Consider the following 12727-nt stretch of genomic DNA (forward strand, 5'->3'; position numbering starts at 1 on the left):
CAAGATAGACATGAGTACGTCCTTCTTTGTTGGTTGTTGTTTTAATAAATGCCATACTCTATTATAGCATACATAATTATATACAACAAACAAAAAAGTTGAAAAATAGTCGGAAAATCCAGATGTACCAAGGGATTAAGTAAGGTCGGCGGAGAATTAAGTGATAAAGTCGGGATTATACCATATATTGTTTCGCAGGAAGTCTAATAATGTTCGAAATTGAAGCAGGTTAAAGAGACAACTAAAGGCTTGTCGCATAAAAGACTGCATGATAGCCAAATTGACCTGCTACTGCAGAACCTGCCATAGGCCCAACAACACCTCCCAGATAAAAGAATACCTGATTGAAGGCAAAGACTCTCGAAATGCCGGCTTTGGGAGTCATTTTGCTGAGTAGGGCATTAACCCCGGGAATCAAGGCACCGGTTCCCAATCCAAAGAGGAAACGATAGAGTCCTAGTTGAAGGGGGCTAGAGGCATTGGCACAGAGGAGATAGATGATGACTGAATAAAACTGGGCGACAACCAAGAGACGATGATTGCCCACCTTGTCACCTAGCTTGCCCATGACTCCTGCACTCATCATACTGGAAAAGCCCATACTGGACACAATCAAACCAGAGACAAAAAGAAGATTCTCTGTCTGCCCTAAGTCGCGTACATAAAGAGCCAAAATAGGGCCAATCGATTGAGCTGAAAATTGGATGACAAAACTGGTTAAAAAGAGATTGAGCAAAAGATAGGGATATTTAACCGAGGTAAATAATTCCTTTGTTGGAATAGCCTTTTCCTTGGCTACTGGTTGAAAATCTTCCTTGATAAAGCAAATAGTCAAAATAGCAGCTAAAAATAGAAAACTACCAACCAGTAAGAAAACTGTACGAATGCCAAATAATTCTGCGATAAAGCCACCAATAAAGGGACCAGTTAGAGTGCATGCAACTACGCCTGTAGACAAAGTACCTAAGGCAGAGCCTGATTTCTCCTTGGGAACCTGACTGGCTATCAGTGCCGTTGCATTAGGAACAAAACCTGCAAATACACCGTTTAGTAAACGAAGAAAGATTAACCAATAGATATTTGGGACAAAGGCCAAGCCTCCCATAGTGATAGTCATAGCAAGACCTGCCCGAATCATCATGGGTTTTCGGCCGTATTTGTCAGCAAGAATACCCCAAATAGGAGAAAAGAGCGCCGCGGAAATAGCAGAGACAGAAATTGCTAAGCCTGCATAAAAAGCGACTTGCTGACTCCCTACACCTAGATTTTCCACGAAGATGGGCATAAAAGGTACAACCAAAGAAATACTGGCTCCTGTCAGAAAATTACCAAACCAGGCAATGCGCAGATTATCCTTCCAGTTAATCTCTGTCATCTTGCTTACCTCCCTCAAGCAGGGAGACCACTTGAGTAAGAAGCTGGTCCTGATTCCCATTGTTGTTTAAAACATGGCTGGCCAAATCTTTCTTTTTCTCTAAAGGCCACTGGGCTGCCAGACGAGACTCAGCTTCATCTTTGGACAAGTTGTCCCTTTTCATTAAGCGTTCTACTTGGACATCTCGGTCCACATAGACCAACCAAGTCTCATCAAACCAAGAGACGTAGTTCTGCTCAAAAAGTAAGGGGATATCCATGAAAAAAATCTCTTCTGTCTGAGCCAACTGATCTCTCAACGTAGCTAGTTCCTCACGGATAATCTTTCCTTGGATTCGCTTAGACCATTCCTGTTCTTCAGGATTTGAAAAGATGAGATTAGCTAGGAGAGGGCGATTGAGTTCTCCATTTTCTAAGATAATTTTTTGACCAAAGTGCTGGACTAGAGCTTCAAACAGACGACCACCAGGTTTCTGTAGTTGGTGGACGGCTGCGTCGGCATCCACTACTTGAAAGCCTTGCTTTCTTAGAAAATTTGTCACGGTTGACTTACCAGAGGCAATTCCCCCAGTGATTCCGATGATTTTTCCCATCAGCCCCTCCTTTGGCACTGAGGACAAAAGTGGGTTCCACGTCCGCCTAGTTGGATTTTCTCAATCACTGTCCCACAGCGTGAACACTCTTGACCAGCCTTGTCATAGACCTGATGAAAATCCTGCATGGTTCCATCTTCCCCAAAGGCATTGGTATAGGTCCGAATGGTCGAACCACCTTTTTCAACGGCCTGGCCCAAAATAGCAATGGTTTGGTCATGAATGGCTGTCGTTTCTGCTGCTGTCAAAGTCTGGGAAGGTCTTGCCGGATGAACCTGAGCTCGCCAGAGAACCTCATCCACATAGATATTGCCAAGTCCAGCTACCAAGGTCTGGTCTAGGAGATGGGATTTGATAGGCTTTTTGGACTTGGCTAGGGCATCTTGAAAGATCTGCAAGTCAAAGTCTTGTTCGCTTGGTTCAGGACCTAATTTTTTAGAAATAAAGTAGGCATCCAAAAGGTCAGGCGCCAAGAGTTCCATAGTACCAAACTTGCGAACATCCTCATAAACAAGCGTGCCACCATCTTCAAACTGAAAGAAAACATGGGCATGCTTGCGTTCAGGAACCTGGTACGGATAGTAAAAATACTTGCCCTCCATCCGCAGATGGGAAATCAAGACCTTGTCTGTTAGGTAAAACAGCAAATATTTTCCACGACGTCCCATTGACTCAACAACTTGGCCAGGCACTTCCCTTTGAAACTCGTCCAAATCTGTCTTAATCATCTTGGGATAGCGAATTTCTATACTCGAAATCTTCTTTCCCAGAATCAATTTTTCTAAACCACGACGAACGGTTTCAACCTCAGGTAATTCAGGCATACGTCCTCCTTCTGTAAAAACAAGAAGCAGGCATGAGCCCACCTCTACTTAGTATTCTTTTTCATTATAGCCAAAGTCAGCCAAATCTAGCTTTTTATCGCGCCAGTTTTTCTTGACCTTGACCCAGGTTTCTAGGAAGACCTTGTCTCCTAGCATAAGTTCGATATCACGACGGGCCATACTACCAATTTTCTTAAGCATAGCGCCACCTTTACCAATGATAATCCCTTTTTGGCTATCGCGCTCGACCATGATGGTTGCACGGATGTGAACCTTGTCTGTCTCTTCATCTCGTTTCATAGAATCCACAACTACTGCGACAGAATGCGGAATCTCTTCACGAGTTAGGTGCAAGACTTTCTCGCGAACCATTTCTGAAACCAAGAAACGCTCTGGATGGTCTGTAATTTGATCAGACGGGAAATATTGGAAACCTTCATCTAGATTTTCACTCAAAATATCCACTAGACGAGAGACGTTATTCCCTTGAAGAGCTGAGATTGGGACAATTTCCTTGAAGTCCATCTGATTTCGGAAATCATCAATCTGAGACAAAAGCTGGTCTGGATGGACCTTGTCGATCTTATTGACCACAAGAATGACGGGCACCTTGGCTGCCTTGAGGCGTTCGATGATCATATCATCGCCCTTACCACGCGCTTCATCAGCAGGCACCATAAAAAGAACAGTATCCACTTCACGAAGGGTGCTGTAGGCAGACTCAACCATGAAATCTCCAAGGGCCGTTTTAGGTTTGTGAATCCCTGGCGTATCGATAAAGACGATTTGTTCCTTATCAGTCGTGTAAATTCCCATGATTTTGTTGCGCGTTGTCTGCGCCTTGTCACTCATGATGGCAATCTTTTGCCCCATAACGTGATTTAAAAAGGTTGACTTCCCAACGTTGGGACGTCCTAAAATGGCTACAAAGCCTGATTTAAAAGTCATAATTTCCTCTTACTGCTTAAAATAATAAATCCCAGATTCGTGGGAGAAAAATCAATGCGCCTGTTAAGGCTGCGAAAAGAGAGACCACTAATACCGCGCCAGCCGCCATATCCTTGGCATTTTTAGCCAGCATGGAAAAGTGATAGTGACTGGCCAAGTCCACCACATTTTCAATAGCAGAGTTGATAATTTCAAAGGCTACTACCAAGAAAATGCTCAATAGGAGAAAGAGCCATTCGATTCGTGACACCTGAAAAACAAAACCTGCAAGGATGACCACGAGAGCCGTCACTGCATGTTTTCGCATATTGCGTTCTTCCTTGATGGCAGTAAAAATTCCTGTGAGAGCAAATTCTAAACTGGATATCAGGTCACGATTTTTCCATTTTCGTTTATTGTCTTGTGAGTCCATAGGCTGTCAAAATTTCTTCTTGTAAACCGAACATCTCCGCTTCTTCTTCCGGAGTGTAGTGATCATAGCCGTTGATATGTAAAAAGCCGTGCACTGCCAAGAAGCCCATCTCACGCTCAAAGCTGTGGCCGTATTCCTCGGCCTGCTCATGAGCCTTATCGATAGAGATGAACAATTCCCCAATATAGGCATCAAACTCAGACATCATCTCTGTCAATTCTGGATTTTCAAGCAAATCCTCTTCGTCAAAGGCAATTTCCAATTCTGGTTTATACTCAAGGCTGATGACATCTGTCGGACGGTCGGTGTCACGGTACTCCAGATTAAGTTCATGACTACGCTCATTGGTCACAAAAGTGACTGCCATCTCCTTGTCTTCTTTTCCTAATTTTTGGGCTGCAAATTCCAAAATTTCTTGGGTTTGTTGCAACATTTCTTTTGAAACTTGACCAGTTTCATCTACCATTTCAATATACATGTGCTTCTCGTTTCTCTTTACTTGGCTTTATTATACCACATTTCCATGATTTTATTCTACCTTTTTGATATAATACTATGGAATACAATCACAAGGAGAGAACGATGTCATTTGATGGATTTTTTTTACACCACATAGTTGAGGAATTGCGAAGCGAATTAGTGAATGGTCGCATCCAGAAAATCAATCAGCCTTTTGAACAAGAATTAGTCTTGCAAATCCGCAGCAATCGCCAAAGCTATCGCCTGCTCCTTTCTGCCCATCCAGTTTTTGGACGCATTCAGCTGACCCAAACGACTTTTGAAAATCCAGCTCAACCTTCCACCTTTATCATGGTGTTGAGAAAATATTTACAGGGTGCCCTGATTGAGTCGATTGAGCAGGTGGAAAATGACCGTATTGTGGAAATGACAGTTTCCAATAAAAACGAGATTGGGGACCATATTCAGGCTACCTTAATTATCGAAATCATGGGGAAACACAGCAATATTCTACTGGTTGATAAAAGTAGCCACAAAATCCTCGAAGTCATCAAACATGTTGGCTTTTCACAAAATAGCTACCGTACCTTGCTTCCTGGGTCGACCTACATCGCTCCGCCAAGTACGGAATCTCTCAATCCTTTTACAATCAAGGACGAGAAACTCTTTGAAATCCTTCAAACACAGGAAACGACAGCTAAAAATCTTCAAAGCCTCTTTCAAGGTCTGGGACGCGATACGGCAAATGAATTGGAAAGCATACTGGTTAGTGAAAAACTTTCCACTTTCCGAAACTTTTTCAATCAAGAAACCCAGCCATGCTTGACTGAGACATCCTTCAGTCCAGTTCCTTTTAAAAATCAAGTAGGAGAGCCTTTTACCAGTCTTTCTGATTTGCTGGACACCTACTATAAGGACAAGGCAGAACGCGACCGCGTCAAACAGCAAGCCAGTGAACTCATTCGTCGTGTTGAAAATGAACTTCAGAAAAACCGACATAAGCTGAAAAAGCAGGAAAAAGAGTTACTGGCGACAGACAACGCTGAAGAATTTCGTCAAAAAGGAGAATTGCTGACAACCTTCCTCCACCAAGTGCCTAACGACCAAGACCAGGTTATCCTAGACAACTACTACACCAACCAACCTATCACGATTGCGCTTGATAAGGCCTTGACTCCCAACCAAAATGCCCAACGCTATTTTAAACGGTATCAGAAACTCAAAGAAGCTGTCAAATACTTGACTGATCTGATTGAGGAAACCAAGGCCACTATTCTCTATCTGGAAAGTGTAGAAACCGTCCTCAACCAAGCTGGGCTGGAAGAAATCGCTGAAATCCGTGAAGAATTGATTCAAACTGGCTTTATCCGCAGAAGACAGCGGGAGAAAATCCAGAAACGCAAAAAACCAGAACAATATCTAGCAAGCGATGGCAAAACTATCATCTATGTCGGCCGAAACAACCTACAAAACGAGGAGCTAACCTTTAAAATGGCCCGCAAAGAGGAACTTTGGTTCCATGCCAAGGACATTCCTGGAAGCCACGTTGTCATCTCAGGCAATCTTGACCCATCTGATGAAGTCAAGACAGAAGCAGCAGAACTAGCTGCCTACTTCTCTCAAGGTCGCCTGTCAAATCTGGTGCAGGTAGATATGATTGAAATCAAGAAACTCAACAAACCAACTGGTGGAAAACCCGGCTTTGTCACCTACACAGGACAAAAGACCCTCCGTGTCACACCAGACCCAGAAAAAATCGCATCCATGAAAAAATCCTGATTTTACTTAAAATCAGGATTTTTAACATACTATTCACTCAAATCATATCCAATTATAGGACTAATCTTTGCCACCTAGTTTCTCATTGATTTTCATCATCACACTAGCAATTTTTTCACCCCAATAAGGGTCTGAGGCATATTCTACATTCATACCAGACGCCTTGTTTCCAAGGAAAGTTCTTCCCCTATCGATATAATTTTCCTTAATCCACTTGCTTGCACCTAAAATTCCCTTATCCACATCATCAAATGTCTTAGCAGAAAGGTAAGGGGTCGTATCATAGGCTGTAATGCCAAAGAAATTATTCTTATCTTTGGCAATTTTACTTCTTCCCCAGTCACTTTCTAGGGCACTATGGGCAAGGAGATAAAGGGCATTGATATGGTAATGTTCTTCGGCTTCCTTAAAAGTAGCGCCCTTGTTCTCCAAAAGGCTATTGTTAATGTTTAGCAAACTAAATACCTTATCCAATTCTTCAGCACTGTAGTTGGTAGCCTCTGTTAAATCTTTGAAAAGGAAGGGATTCTCAAGCTTAAAACCATCAAAATGCAGGCCATCTGCCGAATAATATTTCTTGCCTACTTCCATATCAGAAAGATGAGAAGCTACTGGGATACTAGCATTCTGAGCCACATAGTGATAAAAACGGTGGCCATCACTCTCATAATAAGGGATAAAGTCCTTACTGGCATCTAGCGCTTGTAAATCTTCTGTTTTCATATAGCCTGACAAACCAGAAATAGTAATAGCCAGGCGCTTGTCATCACTTTTTCTATCCTTATCTAGCCAAACAACACTAGCTTGCGATATATAGGAGAGCTTTTCACCATCTGCATTATAGATATTTGCTGTGACTGGTACTACTTGATAATAAGCAGCATTTTCATTTGTAGCTTTTTCTCCACGCCATTTACCATCGCTTCCAAGCTGATAACCATCTACTGTCTCATTTTTCGCCATGTAGCCACCGGATTTGAAGTAGTACCAGGCTTGACTTTTAGAATCGTAGACCCATTCTTTTTTAGCCATTTTGCCATCAGACTTGAGGTAAAACCATGACTCCTTATCCCAAATCCATTCATTGGCTGCCATGTAGCCACCGGATTTGAAGTAGTACCAAGCTTGACTATGAGAATCGTAGACCCATTCTTTTTCAGCTATTTTCCCATCAGATTTGAGATAAAACCAAGATTCCTTATCCCAAATCCATTCATTGGCTGCCATGTAGCCACCGGATTTGAAGTAGTACCAAGCTTGACTATGAGAATCGTAGACCCATTCTTTTTCAGCTATTTTCCCATCAGACTTGAGGTAAAACCAAGATTTCTTATCCCAAATCCATTCATTTGCTGCCATATAGCCACCATATTTGAAATAATAATAGTGACCATTTTCGAAAATCCATTCTTTGTCAGCATGATTTCCATTTTCTTTGATGTAAAACCAAGATTGGTATTGTTTGTCAAAAAGCCAACCTTGCTGCACTTTGGCACCACTGGCATTCACATAAGCCTGCTCAATCCACTGACTTGTTAGCAAATAACCACCAGATTTGAAATAATAGTCCTTGCCCTTAATTTGAAGCCATTCTTTCTCTGCGTGTTGTCCATCTGATTTGATATAAAACCAAGCATCGTATTGAGAATCAAATACCCAGTCTTCTATTACTTTGGCACCTGTTGCACCGACATAGGAAGCTCCTAGCCAAGCATTTCTTTTCATCTTTCCATTTTGGTCAAGATAATAGAAGGCTCCCTTGTCTTCTATCCATTCTGATTTGGCCATATAGCCACCAGATTTGAGGTAAAAATAGTCGTCACCTTGCTTTAGCCATTCATTTTCAACATAGTTGGCATCTTCTTTTATATAGAACCAAGATTGATAGTGAGCATCAAAAATCCACTCATTCGCTGCTTGACTGCCGTCTGCTTTCAGGTATTGTTTTCCTTGCCAAGTACCATCACTAGCCATTGCACCCTCTGGACTAGCTAAGAAAAATAGCAGAGCTAAAAAAATAAATCTTACTTTTTTCATTAACCTTCTTCCTCTGTTCTTATTTATTTTATTGTACCAAAATTCTCCTAAATTCATATTACAAACTAATAAAAAATCAAGAACAGATTGATTGCAGTTTACCTCAGAGACTCTTTTACTTCCTTGCGAAGATTTTCTAGACTGCTGATACTATATTTATCCATAACCTTTGGTAAATTTTCGATGATGTCAGGACAGGCGTAAGGATTGGTAAAGTTGGCTGTTCCAACTCCAATAGCAGATGCCCCAGCCAGATACATTTCTAGGGCAGCTTCAGCCGAATCCACTCCCCCCATTCCAATGATGGGAAGGTCTGTTGTTTGGGCGACTTGGCGGATGAGTTTGAGGGCTACTGGAAAGACTGCTGGACCTGACATTCCACCTGTTCCATTGGCCAAGATTGGTTTTCTGGTTTTGAGGTCAAAGCGCATTCCAACCAGAGTATTGATCATGGTCAAGCCACTTGCTCCCGCATCTTCTGCAGCTTTTGCGACAGTAACGATATCGGTCACACTCGGGGTTAATTTGACATAAACTGGCACTTCTGAGGCTTCCACAGCTGCTTTCACCACATCATAAGCCAAATCTGAATCTTGACCAATCAAAAGTCCATGATTACAGTGGTCAACATTGGGACAAGAAATATTGAGCTCGATAGCTTTTACATTAGTTGCCTTGGAAATCCCATGAGAAACAGCTGCATACTCTTGTTTTGAAAAACCAGCTACATTGGCAATAATAGGAAGATTTGGATATTCTCTTTCCAGCCAAGGTAGCTTTTCAGCCAAAACAACCTCTAAACCAGGATTTTGCAAGCCGATTGCATTGAGCATACCAGCAGGCGTCTCTGCCACTCTTGGAGTTGGATTGCCAAAGCGTGGTTCAAGGGTTGTCGCCTTGATCATAATAGAACCTAAAAGGTCTAAATCATAGTACTTGGCATACTCTTGTCCAAAGCCAAAACAGCCTGATGCTGGAATAATCGGATTTTTCAAATCCAAACCAGGTAGAGACACTTGTAATCGATTTCTAGTCATGATTTTCTCCTTATAATACAACTGTTCCTGTGCGGAAAACAGGGCCATCTTCACAGACACGTTGGCTGACCGTCTCGCTTTCTGGCACTTTTAGGACGCAGGCATAACAAGCCCCCATCCCACAAGCCATACGAGATTCCAGAGATAGATAGGCTCTTGGGTGGTCATAAAAGGTTTGATTGATATACTTCATCATTCCAGGCGCCCCACATGAGTAAACAGCATCAAACTGACTGTCTAAATCCTTGATGACTACAGAAATATTTCCCTTGATACCATAAGAACCATCATCTGTCGTTACAAAGACCTGCCCATATTGGGCCAATTCCGCCTCTAAAATAACAGCATCCTTATTAGCAAAACCGAGAACTGTCACTACTTTCACTCCACGCGTATGAAATTCCTTGGCCACCTCAAGCAATGGAGGTACACCAATCCCCCCTCCAACAAGGAGAACCTGGCTCTGCTCATCTAGGGCAGACAAGTCAAATCCATTTCCCTGAGGACCCATCACATCAAGAGTGTCTCCCTGACTTAAGGTTGAGAAAATAGCTGTCCCAGCCCCCTCAATCCGATAAATGAGATGACACTGCTTCTTAACCTTGTCAATAGACGAAATTGAAATAGGACGACGCAAAAGATGGGCATCATCAGGCACACGCAGATGTAGAAATTGTCCTGCTCGCATGACTTCAACCATTTCTCCTTCTAAGACTAGTTCAAAGATTGCTGGCGCGATTTCCTCCTGTGCAACCACCTTCATGGTTTCCAAACGAATGGCACCCAAACGTTTCTTACATGTGGGATTCATGACTTTTCCTCCTTAAATTTTAAGGGGACCAGACAAAGAAAAGACCTTGCTAGTGCAAGGCCTCAGTTAAAATTGTACAACAGAAGAGAGCACACTCAAAAGTCTCCTCTAGAAAATTGTACTATTCTTTTATCTGACACCTTGTGAGTCTCTCTGGACTCCCCTTAAAGGTTAAATTTTTATTAGTATACTCTTTCAGCTAAAAAAAGTCAAGTAGAAAAGGAACATTCTACTTGACCTCATGAGATTATTTTTCACGAATGACTTCGACCTTGTAGCCATCAGGGTCTTTGACAAAGTAATAGTTTGGTGTAGTTCCTGGTAGGCCATTTGGCTCAGTCACTTCATAGCCTTTTGCACTGTGCTCTTGATGAAGAACCTCAAGATCAGGTGTACTTAGGGCGATATGAGCAAAGCCATCTCCAACCACATAAGGGCCGTGATCGTAGTTATAAGTCAATTCCAACTCATAGTCATCACCCTCAAGACCTAGATAGACAATCGTGAAGGCATGATCTGGAAAATCTCTGCGACGCAATTCTTTAAAACCAAAAGCATCTTGATAGAATGCAATTGATTTTTCAAGATTTTCTACTCGCAAGCAAGTATGTAGCATTTTTGAAGCCATATTTTTCTCCTTTATTTTTAAAAAGACTGGACAATCCTCTTCCAGTCTCATCAGTTGTTATTTACCAAGTTTTGCTTTAGCTGCATCTGCAAGAGCTGTGAAAGCTGCTGCATCGTTAACAGCCAAGTCAGCAAGCATTTTACGGTTAACTTCGATCTCAGCCAATTTCAAACCATGCATCAATTGTGAGTATGAAAGTCCGTTCATACGAGCTGCCGCGTTGATACGAGTGATCCACAATTTGCGGAAGTCACGTTTTTTCTGACGACGGTCACGGTATGCATAGTAGTAAGAGTTCATTACTTGTTCTTTTGCAGTACGGAACAAGATGTGTTTAGCTCCATAGTAACCTTTTGCTAATTTAAGAATACGTTTACGACGTTTGCGTGATACAACGCCACCTTTAACACGTGCCATGTTTTATTTCCTCCAAATATTTCCTAGAATTATTTACTTACAGTCAAGCTATTATTTCAAGCGAGTAAGCATTGCTTTGATACGTTTGTAATCTCCTGAATGCACCATAGATGCTTTACGAAGATGACGACGTTGTTTCTTAGTTTTTCCGTGGAAACGGTGAGAAGTGTAAGCACGGAAACGTTTAAGTCCACCAGAACCTGTACGTTTGAAACGTTTAGCTGATGCGCGGTGTGTTTTTTGTTTTGGCATGATTTTTTCTCCTTTATTTAACTTTCTGACAATTATTTTTTGTCAGTCGCTGGCGCCAATTGCATGAACATTTGACGTCCATCCATTTTAGCACGTTGTTCGATGATGGCAATATCTTGAGTTGCTTCAGCAAACTCGGCTAAAACTTTTGCACCAATCTCTTTATGGGTAATCATACGACCCTTAAAGCGAATAGATACCTTAACTTTATTTCCTTTTTCAAGGAATTTGCGTGCATTGCGAAGTTTTGTATCAAAGTCACCCTTGTCAATCGTTGGACTTAGACGAACTTCTTTCACAGTAACAACGCTTTGTTTTTTACGTTGTTCTTTTTGCTTCTTCTGGTACTCAAATTTGAACTTACCGTAGTCCATAATTTTTGCAACAGGCGGTTTGGCTTGGGGTTGAATCAATACTAGGTCAACATTAGCGTTATCAGCCAAAGCTTGCGCTTCACTGAGTGGCTTGATGCCTAGCTGTTCTCCTTCAAGACCAATCAAGCGAACTTCACGTACACGAATCTCATCATTGATGAATAAGTCTTGCTTTGCTATGGTTTTCACCTCTTTTGTTTTATTAGAGAAAAACAAAAGCGGACTCGTAAATATACAAGCCCGCACGTTATGATAGCGTTTCTTCGAAACTTTTCATCCGTAGGGCCAGGCAACTTAATGTCACAAGGCGAGAAGCTCTCACTTCTGCTTTTCTCAACTTTTATATGATATCAAGTTTTCTAGCTCTTGTCAAGATAAAAAGTTATTTTTTTGAAAAGTTTCTGTTTGTATTTTGGCGTTCAATCACAAACACAAGAAAGGCACAGAGATGAAAAACCATTATACTACAAAAGCCAAACATTTGACAATCGATAGCCGTCGCTTAATCGAAAGATGGAAAAAAGAAGGGAAATCAAATAGAGAAATCGCCTCTTTACTTGGAAAAGCTCCTCAAACTATCCATACTGAAATCAAGCGTGGGACAGTCCGACAATGTCTTGGAAAAGGGCGCTTCAAAGAGGTTTATTCTGCCGACTATGCTCAACAGTCTTATGAAAACAATCGCAAGCGCTCGGTCAAGAAATCAAGCTTGACCAAGGAACTAAAGGAAAAGATTCTCCACTATCATAACCAAAAATTTTCGCCTGAAATGATGGTCAAGG

14 protein-coding genes, 1 pseudogene and 1 other annotated feature are annotated in these 12727 nt (G+C 41.8%); of the genes and pseudogenes, 2 read left to right on the forward strand and 13 right to left on the reverse strand.

The window, feature by feature from the left end; translation table 11 throughout:
* Positions 1-156: 156 nt before the first annotated feature.
* From HT703_RS00530 to ybeY, 6 genes and pseudogenes are all read right to left on the reverse strand, one after another.
* Positions 157-1375 (reverse strand): annotated as a pseudogene (locus HT703_RS00530) (multidrug efflux MFS transporter).
* Positions 1362-1967 (reverse strand): dephospho-CoA kinase, encoded by a 606-nt coding sequence (coaE, locus tag HT703_RS00535; protein ID WP_054393191.1) that lies wholly within the window; start codon positions 1965-1967, stop codon positions 1362-1364. Before coaE ends, HT703_RS00530 begins: the two are co-directional and overlap by 14 nt.
* The gene (mutM, locus tag HT703_RS00540) at positions 1967-2791 is read right to left on the reverse strand and encodes a DNA-formamidopyrimidine glycosylase (protein WP_054393192.1); all 825 of its coding nucleotides are present in this window, start codon (positions 2789-2791) and stop codon (positions 1967-1969) included. Before mutM ends, coaE begins: the two co-directional genes overlap by 1 nt.
* Before the next feature lie 48 nt (positions 2792-2839).
* Positions 2840-3739 carry a GTPase Era gene (gene era / locus HT703_RS00545; protein ID WP_000143264.1) on the reverse strand — a complete coding sequence of 300 codons (900 nt, stop codon included), beginning with the start codon at positions 3737-3739 and terminating at the stop codon, positions 2840-2842.
* Positions 3740-3755: 16 nt separating this feature from the next.
* Positions 3756-4151, reverse strand: coding sequence for a diacylglycerol kinase (locus HT703_RS00550; protein ID WP_000378166.1), 396 nt, complete (start codon positions 4149-4151; stop codon positions 3756-3758).
* Positions 4132-4629, reverse strand: coding sequence for an rRNA maturation RNase YbeY (gene ybeY / locus HT703_RS00555; protein ID WP_000275158.1), 498 nt, complete (start codon positions 4627-4629; stop codon positions 4132-4134). Before ybeY ends, HT703_RS00550 begins: the two co-directional genes overlap by 20 nt.
* A 104-nt stretch (positions 4630-4733) precedes the next feature.
* Here ybeY and pavA point away from each other — a divergent pair, with 104 nt between their 5' ends.
* The gene (gene pavA / locus HT703_RS00560) at positions 4734-6389 is read left to right on the forward strand and encodes an Rqc2 family fibronectin-binding protein PavA (RefSeq protein WP_054393193.1); all 1656 of its coding nucleotides are present in this window, start codon (positions 4734-4736) and stop codon (positions 6387-6389) included.
* A gap of 60 nt (positions 6390-6449) precedes the next feature.
* On the opposite strand, the gene HT703_RS00565 is transcribed toward pavA, so the two are convergent.
* From HT703_RS00565 to infC, 7 genes are all read right to left on the reverse strand, one after another.
* Positions 6450-8483 (reverse strand): glucosaminidase domain-containing protein, encoded by a 2034-nt coding sequence (locus HT703_RS00565; RefSeq protein ID WP_172929815.1) that lies wholly within the window; start codon positions 8481-8483, stop codon positions 6450-6452.
* Positions 8484-8524: 41 nt separating this feature from the next.
* Positions 8525-9511: a dihydroorotate dehydrogenase gene (locus HT703_RS00570; protein WP_172929817.1), complete on the reverse strand. Its 987-nt coding sequence runs from the start codon at positions 9509-9511 to the stop codon at positions 8525-8527.
* Positions 9474-10274, reverse strand: a complete 801-nt coding sequence (locus HT703_RS00575) for a dihydroorotate dehydrogenase electron transfer subunit (protein WP_054393196.1) — start codon at positions 10272-10274, stop codon at positions 9474-9476. The genes HT703_RS00570 and HT703_RS00575 overlap by 38 nt, the downstream gene beginning before the upstream one ends.
* A 247-nt stretch (positions 10275-10521) precedes the next feature.
* Positions 10522-10902, reverse strand: a complete 381-nt coding sequence (locus HT703_RS00580; protein ID WP_000157159.1) for a VOC family protein — start codon at positions 10900-10902, stop codon at positions 10522-10524.
* 57 nt (positions 10903-10959) lie between these two features.
* Positions 10960-11319, reverse strand: coding sequence for a 50S ribosomal protein L20 (gene rplT / locus HT703_RS00585; protein ID WP_000124834.1), 360 nt, complete (start codon positions 11317-11319; stop codon positions 10960-10962).
* A gap of 51 nt (positions 11320-11370) precedes the next feature.
* Positions 11371-11571, reverse strand: a complete 201-nt coding sequence (rpmI, locus tag HT703_RS00590; RefSeq protein ID WP_001125943.1) for a 50S ribosomal protein L35 — start codon at positions 11569-11571, stop codon at positions 11371-11373.
* 32 nt (positions 11572-11603) lie between these two features.
* The gene (gene infC, locus HT703_RS00595) at positions 11604-12134 is read right to left on the reverse strand and encodes a translation initiation factor IF-3 (RefSeq protein ID WP_000848180.1); all 531 of its coding nucleotides are present in this window, start codon (positions 12132-12134) and stop codon (positions 11604-11606) included.
* A 15-nt stretch (positions 12135-12149) separates the two neighbouring features.
* Positions 12150-12281: a sequence feature (ribosomal protein L20 leader region), on the reverse strand.
* Between the two features lie 112 nt (positions 12282-12393).
* Here infC and HT703_RS00600 point away from each other — a divergent pair.
* Positions 12394-12727: helix-turn-helix domain-containing protein (locus HT703_RS00600; RefSeq protein WP_172929819.1), on the forward strand; the 334-nt coding region annotated here is incomplete at its 3' end.

The organism is Streptococcus sp. 3874, assembly GCF_013276425.1.
GTDB classification, from domain to species: domain Bacteria; phylum Bacillota; class Bacilli; order Lactobacillales; family Streptococcaceae; genus Streptococcus; species Streptococcus pseudopneumoniae.

Coding starts and splice junctions, on each gene's coding strand:
- coaE (WP_054393191.1), bottom strand. CDS start 1,967: ATGGGAAAAATCATCGGAATCACTGGGGGAATTGCCTCTGGTAAGTCA.
- mutM (WP_054393192.1), bottom strand. CDS start 2,791: ATGCCTGAATTACCTGAGGTTGAAACCGTTCGTCGTGGTTTAGAAAAA.
- era (WP_000143264.1), bottom strand. CDS start 3,739: ATGACTTTTAAATCAGGCTTTGTAGCCATTTTAGGACGTCCCAACGTT.
- HT703_RS00550 (WP_000378166.1), bottom strand. CDS start 4,151: ATGGACTCACAAGACAATAAACGAAAATGGAAAAATCGTGACCTGATA.
- ybeY (WP_000275158.1), bottom strand. CDS start 4,629: ATGTATATTGAAATGGTAGATGAAACTGGTCAAGTTTCAAAAGAAATG.
- pavA (WP_054393193.1), top strand. CDS start 4,734: ATGTCATTTGATGGATTTTTTTTACACCACATAGTTGAGGAATTGCGA.
- HT703_RS00565 (WP_172929815.1), bottom strand. CDS start 8,483: ATGAATTTAGGAGAATTTTGGTACAATAAAATAAATAAGAACAGAGGA.
- HT703_RS00570 (WP_172929817.1), bottom strand. CDS start 9,511: ATGGCCCTGTTTTCCGCACAGGAACAGTTGTATTATAAGGAGAAAATC.
- HT703_RS00575 (WP_054393196.1), bottom strand. CDS start 10,274: ATGAATCCCACATGTAAGAAACGTTTGGGTGCCATTCGTTTGGAAACC.
- HT703_RS00580 (WP_000157159.1), bottom strand. CDS start 10,902: ATGGCTTCAAAAATGCTACATACTTGCTTGCGAGTAGAAAATCTTGAA.
- rplT (WP_000124834.1), bottom strand. CDS start 11,319: ATGGCACGTGTTAAAGGTGGCGTTGTATCACGCAAACGTCGTAAACGT.
- rpmI (WP_001125943.1), bottom strand. CDS start 11,571: ATGCCAAAACAAAAAACACACCGCGCATCAGCTAAACGTTTCAAACGT.